The 11,131-nt window shown below is 72.0% G+C and carries 7 protein-coding genes; 5 read left to right on the forward strand and 2 right to left on the reverse strand.

The genetic code is table 11. The annotated features are described in order from the left end of the window. Window positions 1-111 precede the first annotated feature (111 nt). Complete coding sequence (locus AB0I91_RS02325; RefSeq protein WP_499634823.1) at window positions 112-528, reverse strand: hypothetical protein; 417 nt, start codon at window positions 526-528, stop codon at window positions 112-114. Window positions 529-769: 241 nt separating this feature from the next. On the opposite strand from AB0I91_RS02325, the gene AB0I91_RS02330 reads away from it, so the two are divergent. The 5 genes from AB0I91_RS02330 to AB0I91_RS02350 all read left to right on the forward strand — a co-directional run bounded on the left by AB0I91_RS02330 (window position 770) and on the right by AB0I91_RS02350 (window position 8,593). Beyond that, window positions 770-2,476, forward strand: coding sequence for an AAA family ATPase (locus AB0I91_RS02330; protein WP_499634826.1), 1,707 nt, complete (start codon window positions 770-772; stop codon window positions 2,474-2,476). 3 nt (window positions 2,477-2,479) lie between these two features. Continuing rightward, window positions 2,480-3,328: a DUF7192 family protein gene (locus AB0I91_RS02335; protein ID WP_499634829.1), complete on the forward strand. Its 849-nt coding sequence runs from the start codon at window positions 2,480-2,482 to the stop codon at window positions 3,326-3,328. Window positions 3,329-3,513: 185 nt separating this feature from the next. Continuing rightward, window positions 3,514-5,487: a TIR domain-containing protein gene (locus AB0I91_RS02340; protein ID WP_499634832.1), complete on the forward strand. Its 1,974-nt coding sequence runs from the start codon at window positions 3,514-3,516 to the stop codon at window positions 5,485-5,487. After that, a complete protein-coding gene (locus AB0I91_RS02345; protein ID WP_499634835.1) occupies window positions 5,484-6,455 on the forward strand; it encodes a TIR domain-containing protein in 972 nt (323 codons plus the stop codon). The genes AB0I91_RS02340 and AB0I91_RS02345 overlap by 4 nt, the downstream gene beginning before the upstream one ends. A 38-nt stretch (window positions 6,456-6,493) precedes the next feature. Next, the gene (locus AB0I91_RS02350) at window positions 6,494-8,593 is read left to right on the forward strand and encodes an ATP-binding protein (protein WP_499634838.1); all 2,100 of its coding nucleotides are present in this window, start codon (window positions 6,494-6,496) and stop codon (window positions 8,591-8,593) included. Between the two features lie 814 nt (window positions 8,594-9,407). On the opposite strand, the gene AB0I91_RS02355 is transcribed toward AB0I91_RS02350, so the two are convergent. Beyond that, window positions 9,408-11,102: a ThuA domain-containing protein gene (locus tag AB0I91_RS02355; protein WP_499634841.1), complete on the reverse strand. Its 1,695-nt coding sequence runs from the start codon at window positions 11,100-11,102 to the stop codon at window positions 9,408-9,410. Window positions 11,103-11,131 lie beyond the last annotated feature (29 nt).

The following is an 11,131-nucleotide window of genomic DNA, read 5'->3' on the forward strand; positions in this document are numbered from 1 at the left end:
CACCGGTTCCCCAGGGCGTTGAACGGCCATAGGACAGACCGGCGCCACCGGACGTGACACCTGCGGATGTGACGCGCGACACGTCACTCGGAGCCGGTCGGGTCGGCCGGCTCAGGACTCCACGTGAGCGCGCCTCGGCGCGCCCAGGGCGAGGACCGCGGCGAAGGCCACGCACATCACCACCTGGTAGGCGAGGGAGATCGGGACGCCGGCCCCGAGGCGGACCGCCCCCACGAACCCGGACGCCCACCAGCCCGCCACCACGCCCAGCGCGAAGCCGTGCCACAGCAGGAACACCGCGCAGAAGACCAGCACGGCCGTGCCCGCGTCGGCCCCGCGCCGCACCCGGCGCACCATCGGCACGAGCGCGGCGACGTTGACCGGCAGGCCCAGCACGATCAGCACGCCCAGCGCGGCCTGGTCGAACCTGCTCATCTCACCATGCGGACCGAGCAGCAGCAGGGCCGTCTGCACCCCGGTCGCGACGACCGCGAGCCGGCTCGCCCGGGTGCGGCGGGACTTCTCCATCGGACTCCACTCCGGTGCGAACGGCGTCGGGCACGGGTCGTCGGCGGCTGTCGTGCCGGACCGGCCGCCCGCGAATCATGACTGGTCGGCCGCAGCGGTCCGCGACCCGGTCGGCCCGACCGACTGGGGACGGCGTCGAACCCGTCCGCCCGCCGTGCGTGGCAGCAACGTGCCGCTCTCCGGGTGAGCCCCCGAACCGATCCCATACTCGGGGCGAGAACGCGTGGAACGGGGAGGAAGCGTGCGGACCAGCACGAAGGCGGAGATCGCCCAGATCTCCGAGGCGGTGGCGCGTGCGGTGTTCACGCAGAGCAATCTGCTGTGGATGGTGCAGAGCGAGATCCAGGCCCGCCTGCCGGAGACCATCCGCCAGCACGCCCAGGCGGCGCTGCCCGGCCTGGCCGAGCACGCGGTCGCCGCGGTCACCCCGGACCCGGCCGAGCTGCGGGCCGCGGTCGAGGGGGCGGCGCGCAAGGAGCTGGAGGCCGACCTGCCCGAGCTGGTCACCCGCGCCGCGGACGACCTGCTGCCGGAGCTGGCCAGGGCCGCGGTGCGGGAGGCGACGCCGGACGCGGAGAAGCTGCGCGAGGAACTGGTCGCCGCCGTGGCCTCGGCAGCGACCGACATCGTGCGCGGCGAGGCCGGGGACGTGCTCGCGGACGTGGTGCGCCAGGCCACCGACCAGGTGCGCGACGCGGTGGCCGGCGGCCTCGCGCGGCAGTCCGACGAGGTGATCTCCGAACTGGCCCGCGCCGCGGTCGCCAAGGCCACCCCGGACCGCGACGAGGTGCGTGACGAGCTGGTGCGCGCCGGGTCCGCCGCGATGGTCGAGGTGGTGCGCGCGGCGGTCGAGGAGGCGGCGCCCGGTGCGGTGCGGGACGAGGCGGACAAGGTCCGCGGCTCGCTGGCCGAGGCCGTGCGGCGCGCGGCGGCGGAGGTGCTGCCGGGGCTCGCCCGCGACGCGGTGGCCGGAGCGACTCCGGACCTGCGGCTGCTGCACGACGAGCTGGCCGGCAAGGCCGCGGTCGCGGCGACCGAGCTGGCGCGCGAGGCGACCCGCGAGGCCCTGCCGGACGTGGTCGGCCAGGTGTCCGCGGCCGCGCTGGACTCGGTCCGCGGCGCGGTCCGCGAGGAGGCGGAGAAGACGTTCGCGCAGTACGCGCCGAACGTGGTCACGGTGGTGCTGCCGCAGGGCGGGGAGGTGGAGCTGGGCGCGGACACGCACACCGTGCTGCCGGAGTTGCTGGTGGCCCTGCACGCGCGCTGCCACGTGCTGCTGGTCGGCCCGGCGGGCACCGGGAAGTCCATGCTGGCCAAGCACGCCGCGGGGGCGTTGGGCCTGGAGTTCCAGGCGCTGTCGCTGGGCCCGACCACCCCGATGAGCAAGGTGTTCGGCTACTACGACGCCCACGGCCAGTACCGCGACACCCCGTTCCGCCGGGCGTTCGAGCACGGCGGCGTGATGCTGCTGGACGAGCTGGACCACGGCCACCCCGGGCTGCTCGCCGAGCTGAACCAGGCGCTCGCGCTGGGGACGTGCGCGTTCGCGGACCGCATGGTCGACGCGCACGAGAACTTCCGGTTGGTGGCCACCGGGAACACCTACGGCACGGGAGGCGACCGGCAGTACGTCGGCCGGCAGACGCTGGACGCCGCCACGCTGGACCGCTTCGTGGTGATCGACGTGCCGATCGACGAGGGGTTGGAGGAGCGGATCGCGCTGCGGCACGCGCCATCGCACCCCGAGGCGGTGCACGAGCTCCTCGACGAGGTCCGGGACCTGCGCAAGCTGGCGGAGGACAAGAAGCTGCCGGTGCTCTTCTCGCCGCGGACCAGCATCGACGGCGCCAAGCTGCTGGAGGCGGGCGCCACCGTGGAGCAGGTGATGCAGTGGCGGGTCGTGCGCGGCCTCTCCGACGCGCACCGCAAAGCGCTCGGGCTGGACTGACCCGTGCTGCGGACAACGCTGCCCCCGCTGCTGTCCTGGCGCGAGTTCCTCGACGCCGCCACGGCTCCGCCGTCCATCGCCCACGGGACCAGCCGGAGAGCCGACACCGGGTGGCACGGCTCCTCCTGGGAGGAGGCGGTCCAGCTGGCCGTCGACGGCTGGCCGCTGGCGCTGGAGGAGGCCGACGTGACGATCAGCGAGCTGCGCGAGAGCGCCGGCCTCTCCCACGCCGTCACCGTGCTGGAGCCGACCTGGGACGTGACCGGCAGCGAGGTGGACGTCGGCGCGTACCTGGCCGGTGTGCCGGAGTGCATGGTCGACGCGGTGCCCCGCCAGGTCTCCCGGCGGGGCAAGGTGATCACGTTCCTCGTCCCGTCCGGGTACTCGCACCGGATCGCGCACGACGTGATCATCAACCGCGGCCTGGCGCTGGCCACGTTGTGCGCCGCGATCATCGACGCCGGCCACAGCGTGGAGATCTGGTCCGGGGACGCCGGGATACTGCACTCACCGCGGCAGCCCCAGCGCTACTGCGGCGTGGCGCGGGTGATCTCGGCCGGCGAGCCGTTCGACGTGGGCAGGCTGATCTTCGCGATGGCCCACCCGGGGATGCTGCGGCGGCTGTGGTTCGGCGTCTGGGACGCGCAGCCGAAGGAGGTCGCCGAGGCGGTGTACGCGGACAACTACGGGCGTCCCCCGTACACCTGCCTGGCCGACGACCTGCCCGCCGAGATCACCGACCCGTACGTGTTCCCGTACCTCACCGAAGAGGACCGGCAGTGGGACGACCTGCCGACGGCGCTGTCGTGGGGCCGGCAGGTGTTCAACGACCTGGGGCTGATCCAGGACTGATCCCGGACCGGTCCGACCGCCGGATCGACTGCGCCGGACGCCTCACCGCCGCGGCGCCCCGCAAGCCTTCCGAAGTGTTCGCCCGACGTCCGCGATATGATCGCGAACCGGTTCAAGTGGCACCGGGCGCAACGTTTCCGCATTATTGCGGACGATGTGGTCGACGGGCACCATGGAGGCGTCCTGTGCAGTCGTCCCGCGAGACGGACTTCTACCCGGTTGCGATCGTGTCGTGCGACATCCGCGGTCATTCGGAGGCGAATGAACGCGATCAGGTCCGCCGCATCGAGAAGATCAACCGGATCGTGGCGGCGACGATCGATTCGTGCGGCCCGGGCGAGGTCGTCTGGTCGTCCGGGGGCGACGGCGGGCACGTGGTCTTCCGGCAACCCGGCTGGCAGCAGCCCGCGGTCGACCTGCTCGCCGAGTTGACCTCGTGGGCGAGGGCCGAGCGCGTGCCGCTGCGCATCACCTGCCACGTCGGCGAGGTCTGCGACGTCGTCGGCGCCGACGGGCGGGTCCAACTCGTCGGCGGCCCGATCAACTACGCGGGGTGGCTGCTGGGGCACGTGGTGGCCGACGACGTCGTCGCCTCCGAGGAGTTCCGGCGCGGGATGCGATCGTCGGAAACCGATCCGGCCGTGACCTTCCACGAACCGCTGCCCTTTCCCGCGCGCAATTTCCCGACCCGGCTGCTGTACCTGCTCTCCTTGGACGAAACCGTGCCGGAGTGGCCGGTGGAAAGCCTGAGCGACTCGGACAAGCTGAAGAAGCCGTCGGTGCCGGCCGACGATTTCCGCAAGCACTGGGACGCGCTGTACCACACCAAGCGGATCTGGCAGGTGAACTCGACGTCCACGATCGCCACCAGCGAACTCAAGAGAGCGGCGCTGAATCTCCAGTACCGCGACCAGAACAGCAACGAGCTCAAGTCGAACCCGTTGTTGAACCGCTTCAAGGAAGACGAGCTGGCGAGCATGCTGCGGCTGGGCCAGCTCGTGGAGCGGACCGAGGGCGAGTTCATCTGCCGCTTCGACGAGCCGGGTGATTCCCTGTTCGTCATCCTGCGCGGACAAGTCGGCGTGTACAACTCCGAGGGCACGGGCTACCACGGCGACGCCGCGCCGATGTACCCCTACGGCGTGGGTGAGATCGTCGGCGACTTCGCCTTCGCGCTGGGCCGCCGCCGCACCGCCGACCTGGTGGCGTTGACGGACGTGGCGCTGCTGTCGTTCAACAACAACGACGTCCAGTCGAAGCTGCTCGGGAACGACGCCGTGGGCAAGGCCGCCGCGACCCAGTTCAACGCCTACATCAGCGAGCGCATCCTCGAGCACGTCAGCGACAACGTCCCGTACCTGGCGGGCCCGAAGGGCAAACCGAGTGGCCCCCTCACCGTCGGGCCGGATTCCCCGGACGACCCGCTCCAGCCGCTGCGCCGGTACTGCGAACTGGTGCCGCTGACCCCGTTCCGGATCTCGCTCGACGACATCGCTCCGCACGAGCAGTCCAAGGGCCTGTGCATCCTCGTCGCCGGCACGCTGCGCACCGAGGCCCACGGCGAGCTGGACGGGCGGAAGTTCCCGATCATCTGGATCGACCTGCCCGACCTGAAGGTCCCGCCGCCCACCTACACCAACCTCACGTCGCCGAAGATGCTGCGCATCGACGCCAAGGGCATCGACGAGCTGACCGGCCGCCAGCACGACGCCCTGTTCAAGGTGCTGTCCCGCGTCGGGCAGCGGTCCGAGGACGGCTACCGGTACGACGTGTTCCTGTGCCACTCCAGCGCGGACAAGCCCGTCGTGCTCGACGTCCTGCGACGCTTGGAGGCGGTCGGGCTGAACTGCTGGTACGACGACAAGGACATGTGGCCGGGCGACACCACGCTGAGCACGGTCGAGTACGGCGTGAAGCACAGCAGGCGGATCCTCATCTTCGCCAGCCCGTCGTACTCGAAGTCGAGCTGGGCCAAGCTGGAGACGGCGATCTTCGCGCACCACCAGGTCAAGAAGCCGGTCGACCGGGCCGTCCAGGTCCTGGTGATCGACCAGGACTTCGACGAGAACGACCTGCCGGGGAGCATCCGGATCAACCAACGGGCGGAGTACTGGCGGTCGCCCACCGTCGACCGGTTGATCGCGGTCCTCCAGTCATGACGTTGGACGAGCTCATCGACCAGGTCGCCGTGCTCGACCGACTGGCCCAGCAGGTGCAGGTCGACGACGTCGCCGCGGGAGCGCGCGCGGCCAGGCAGCTGGGCGACGACTACGACGAGTGGTTCACCAGGTGCCTGTTGCTGCTCCCCGCCGACCTCCGGGAGAAGTTCCGCTTCGAGTACGAGGGCAGCGTCCGCACGCTGCAGTACCGCATCAAGCACTTCCTCCACGAGCCCGTGAAGCCCCGGCCGAAGTTCTTCGGTGGCAGGCAGAAGCGGCCGAGCGAGCACCAAGGCCTGCTCGGTTACTGGCAGCACCCGTACGCCGACCGGTTCAGAGGTCCCATCAAGACCCAGAAGCAGCTGCTGCTGGAGGCACGGGCCAGGCTCGCCGCCCCGGCTCCGTCCGTTCACCGCGACGGGTCGGCGCCCGAGCCGGACCGGGATCGCACGGTCTTCGTGATCCACGGGCGCGACAAGAGGGCGCGCCGTGCGTTGTTCGACTTCCTGCGGGCGATCGGCCTGCAGCCGTTGGAGTGGTCCCAGGTGCTGGCCGAGGTCCGGCAGGGCTCCCCGAAGATCGGCGACGTCCTGCACGCCGTCCTGGGCAAGGGCCGTGCCGTGATCGTGCTCGCCACGCCGGACGACGTCGTGCGGCTCAAGGCCGAGCACGCCGACGACGAGCACGACCCGGCGACGCGGCCGGCGGGGCAGGCCCGCCCGAACGTCATCTACGAGACCGGCATGGCGATGATGTTGGTCCCGGAGCGCACGATCCTGGTCGAGCTCGGCAAGGTGCGGCGGTTCACGGACCTCGACGGGCATTTCGTGGTGCGGTTGACCAACGACCCCGCACCGCGCAAGCTCCTGGCCCAGCGCCTGTCGGACGTCGGGTGCGCGGTGGACCTCAGCGGGAGCGACTGGCTGGAGGCAGGTGACCTCAGCGGCGCGGTCGAGACCGCGTTCTGAGCTCGTGCGCGCGGCCGGACGAGTCGACAATCGAGGTCATGACCCCTCGAAGCGACGTGCACAACAGCCTGACCGGTGATGCGGCGGTCGCGGTGCAGGCCGGTGCCATCCACGGCGACGTGCACATCACGGCGGGACCCGCCACCAAGGCCGTGCCCCGCCAGCTCCCCGCCGGTGGCGGCAGGCTGACCGGCCGTGAGGACCTGCTGGCCCGGCTGGACGCGCTGCCGTCCAGCGGGGTCGTCGTCGTGTCCGGCATGGCCGGTGTCGGCAAGACGGCGCTCGTGCTGCGCTGGGCGAACCGCGTGGTCGACGAGTTCCCCGACGGGCAGCTCCACGTCGACCTGCGCGGTTTCGGGGGAGGTGAGCCGCTGCGCGCGCAGGACGCGTTGGCGGGCTTCCTGCGAGCGCTCGGGTACGCTCGGCCGGAAGCGCTGACCACCGTCGAGGAACGCGCCGCGCATTTCCGGACGTTGATGAGCGGGCGTCGGGCGCTCGTGGTGCTGGACAACGCGTTATCCGCGGACCAGGTCCGGCCGCTGCTGCCGGGTCCCGCCGGTGGGCTGGTCGTCGTGATCAGCCGCCACCGGCTCAGCGGCCTCGTGGTCGAGCACGCAGCCACCGCGCTGCGGGTCGAGCCGCTGGCCGAGGACGTCGGCCTGGCGCTCCTGCGCGCGGAGATCGGCGATCGGGCCCGTCACCCCGCCGCGGGCAGGGTGGTGCGGTTGTGCGCCGGGTTGCCGTTGGCGCTGCGCATCGTGTCCGAGCGGATCGCGCGCTCCCCGTCCGCCGAGCTCGACGGTGTCGTGGCCGACCTCGCCGACGAGCACGCGCGGCTCGACGTGCTCGACACCCAGGACGACGACGCCCGTTCCGCGGTGCGGACCGTGTTCTCCTGGTCCGTCCGGGCGCTGCCGGCCGGCGAGGCCACGGCCTTCCGGCTACTCGGGTTGCACCCCGGCGCGGAGTTCGGCGCGCACGCCGTGGCCGCGCTGCTCGACGTCCCGCACGTCACCGCCGCCACGCTGCTGAGGTCGTTGGCGCGGCGGCACCTCGTGCTCGACCTGGGGTCCGGTCGCTTCGGGCTGCACGACCTGCTGCGGCTGTACGCGCGGGAGACGTGCGACCGGGTCGACACCGCTGAGGACCGACGAGCCGCGGTCGAGCGGTTGGTCGACCACTACCTGCACATGGCCGACCGCGCCGGGCGGATCATCATGCCGCACCGGCTGCGGTTCCCCCTCGGTGGACGGGCGGTGGCCATGCTCGACCTCCAGGGGCGCGACGCCGCACTGCGGTGGCTGGACCTCGAGCGTCGGAACCTCGAAGCGATGTGCGCGCTCGACGACCCCTCGCTCGACGTACGGCGCTGGCAGCTCGCTTACACGTTGCGGGACTACTACTTCCTGACCAAGGCGCTCGACGGGTGGTTGAGCACCCACGAGCAGGCGCTGTCGGCGTGCGTCCGCGCGGGTGACCCGCTCGCCGAGGCGCGCACCCGCAACAACCTCGGCATGGTGCTCGTCGAGCTGAACGAGCTGGAGGGAGCGGCCGAGCACTACCGACGGGCGCGGGAGCTGTTCGAGGAACTCGGCGACGGGCACGGGAGGAGCAACGCGCTCGCCAACGAGGCGGCCGTCCTCCGCAGGCGTGGCGAGTTCGCGGCGGCGTTGCGCAACCAGGAGCTCGCGCTCGGCTGGTACCGCGACAGCGGCGCGCACCGCAACGTCGGGATCACGTTGCGCAGCATGGCCCTCGTGGAGATGGAGCTGGGTCGGTTCGCCGACGCGGTCGCGCACGCCGAGGAGGCCATCGCCGTCGCGATCGGGCTCGGCTTGGACCTGGACGCGGCCGAGGGGTTCGGCCGGCTCGGCCGCATCCGGCACCGTGCGGGCGACCACGTCCTGGCGGAGGTCGCGTTCCACCAAGCCGTCCGCTACGCGAGGGCGTGCGGCAGCAAGCACGAGGAGGCACGGGCGCTGCAGGAACTCGGCGTGCTCGCCGCGTCGGCCGGCGACTTCGCCGAAGCCCGACGCTGGTGGACCGCCGCCCTGGACCTGTACCGCGCACTGGGGTCGCCCCAGGGAGCCACCGTGGCCGCAGCCCTCGCCCAGCTGGAGCCGGCCGCCGGCCCGTAGCCCACCAGCCGCCGGCCCGCCGGCCACCGCGGCTCGTGCGACCGGGTCGGCACGGCTGCAGCCCGCCGGCCGCCGCCAACGACCACCGGCCACCCCCACTCGGTAGCCCGCCAGCCGCCGGCCCGCCAGCCGCCGGCCTGCCGGCCACCGCCGCTCGGCAGCCCGCTGGCCGCTGGCACCGCGGGCCGGTAGCCCACCGGCCGCCGACCACCCACCGCCGACCACCCACCGCCGGCCAGCGGCCACCGCGGGTCGGTAACCCACCAGCCCGCCGGCCACCGCCGCTCGGTAGCCTGCCCGCCAACCACCGGGCGTCGGCAGCCCGCCAGCCGCTGCCGCAGGCACCGCCAGCGGTCGGTAGCCCGCAGCCCGGAGCCCGCTGGCCAAGAGCACGGCACGCTGATCTAGCGGGTGGCGCCATGGTCACGTACACCGGTTGGGTGGGCGACCGCCCGTGGCTACCGGAGTGTGATGTGACCGGGGCCGCCGCGCCTCCCTATCATTTCCGGCAACGCTATCCGGCTTTCCATTCATACCCGGAGGCCGTCACGCCTTCGGGTGATCTTGGGTCGGAGGTCCGGCGGGTCGGGCCTGAGGCCCTGGCGTCACGTGCATTCTGCCCGATCGCCACCGTGACGTCGAACGGGTCGCCGACGAGTCCACCGCCCTCGGTCGGCTGGCCACGGCATCGACCGGACCGACCGGGTGTCCCGCGGCAGCACGCGCGGCGGGGCACGCCGGTCGGTCCGGTTCCGGTCAGTCGGGGCACGTCCGGTCGGGCACGCGGTCGGTCCGGTTGGTGCGGGTTGACCGGTCAGGGCAAGGTCCACCGCTGGTTGGCGGCGCCGTTGCAGTCCCAGAGGTGCAGCGCGGTGCCGTCGGCGGAGCTGTTGCCCGACGCGTCCAGGCAACGGCCGGACTGCGGGTTGCGCAGCGCGCCACCGGACTGCGCGGCCCACTGCTGCGCACCGGTGCCGTTGCACGTCCACAGCTGGGTGAGCGTGCCGTTCGCGGTACCGCCGGACCGAACGTCGAGGCACTTGCCCAGCGCCCGGATGGTGCCGTCGCCCGGCAGGGTCCACTGCTGCGCGCTCGTGCCGTTGCACGTCCACAGCTGGATCTTCGTGCCGTCCGCGGTACCCGCGTTGCTGACGTCGACGCACTTGCCACCGAGGCCGGTGATCCGACCGGTGCGCGTGCCCGACAGCTCCTTGACCCGGATGTTGCGGAACGACGCGTCGTCACCGTCGCCGTGGTTCTGCAGGCCGAAGTGCCCCTGTTGCAGGCTGCGCGCCGGATCGGTGTTGGTGAAGTCGTTGATCTTCACGCCGTTGAGGAACAGCTGCAGCCGCTCCCCTTCGACGAGCAGCTCGTAGGTGTTCCACTCGCCGGGCGGGTTGAGCGCGCCGTCCCGGGCGGCGATGTCGGCGGACTTGAAGCCGTACACCGCGCCGGTGGTCCGGTCGACCGCGTCGGTGGGGTCGATCTGGATCTCGTAGCCGTTGTTCACCGCCGACCACGGGTCGCTGCTCGCCGGGAACCCGATGAACACGCCGGAGTTGTCGTCGCCGGCGAGCTTCCAGTCCAGCTTCAACGAGTACGACCGGAACTCCTTGGCCGAGTACCACAGCAACCCCATCCCGCCACGCGAGGTGAGGGTGGCGTCGGCGACGGCGAAGCTGCCCGGGCCGGCCTGGCTCCACCCGCCGGTGTCGGAGCCGTTGAACAGCGACGTGTAGCCGGTCTCGGCCCGGCAGTCGGCGTCGGTCATGCCGGCCGCGTAGCGGATGCCGCCGAGCAGGTGCGCGCGGAACCCGGGCTCGGCGAACGACTGCTCGGTGTGCCCGCCGGCGGTGTACCAGGACCGTCCGCCCTGGTAGGTCTGGCACCAGGCGATCGGGTGGTCGCCCATGTTGCCGCCGGAGTAGGTGCCCTCGTCCAGGCGCGCGAGCACGTGCACGTTCGCCCGCGGGTTGGACCGGAAGTTGTACCACTCGTCGGTCCGGACCCAGTCCTGACCGAGGTGGGAGGTCGAGGCGTGGGCGCGGTCCTCGACCCGCACCGTCGCCTGCTGGATCGCGGGGTGCGAGTGGAAGTACCCGCCCACCACGCCGCCGTAGAACGGCCAGTCGTACTCGGTGTCGGACGCGGCGTGCACGCCGACGAAGCCGCCGCCGGAGCGCACGTAGGACTCGAACGCGCCCTGCTGGGTGGTGTTGAGCACGTCACCGGTCGTGGACAGGAAGATCACGGTCTTGTACTGGGTCAGGTTCGCGCCGGTGAAGGCGCCGGCGTCCTCGGTGGCGTCCACGGTGAAGTTGTTCGCCGCACCGAGGTCGCGGATCGCCTGGATGCCGTTCGGGATGGACGAGTGCCGGAAGCCCGCGGTCTTGGAGAAGACCAGCACCTTGTAGGGGGGATCGGCCGCGGTCGCCGGGACGGGGGCCGCGGCGAGGATCACCACCGCCGTCGCGGTGATCGTCGACAGCACGGATCGCAGTCGGGACATCAGTTGCTCCTCGGTCGAGCGGTCGTCGT

It is taken from the genome of Actinosynnema sp. NPDC049800 (genome assembly GCF_040656635.1).
In the GTDB taxonomy this organism is placed as follows: domain Bacteria; phylum Actinomycetota; class Actinomycetes; order Mycobacteriales; family Pseudonocardiaceae; genus Actinosynnema.

Coding starts and splice junctions, on each gene's coding strand:
- AB0I91_RS02350 (WP_499634838.1), top strand. CDS start 6,494: ATGACCCCTCGAAGCGACGTGCACAACAGCCTGACCGGTGATGCGGCG.
- AB0I91_RS02355 (WP_499634841.1), bottom strand. CDS start 11,102: ATGTCCCGACTGCGATCCGTGCTGTCGACGATCACCGCGACGGCGGTG.
- AB0I91_RS02325 (WP_499634823.1), bottom strand. CDS start 528: ATGGAGAAGTCCCGCCGCACCCGGGCGAGCCGGCTCGCGGTCGTCGCG.
- AB0I91_RS02345 (WP_499634835.1), top strand. CDS start 5,484: ATGACGTTGGACGAGCTCATCGACCAGGTCGCCGTGCTCGACCGACTG.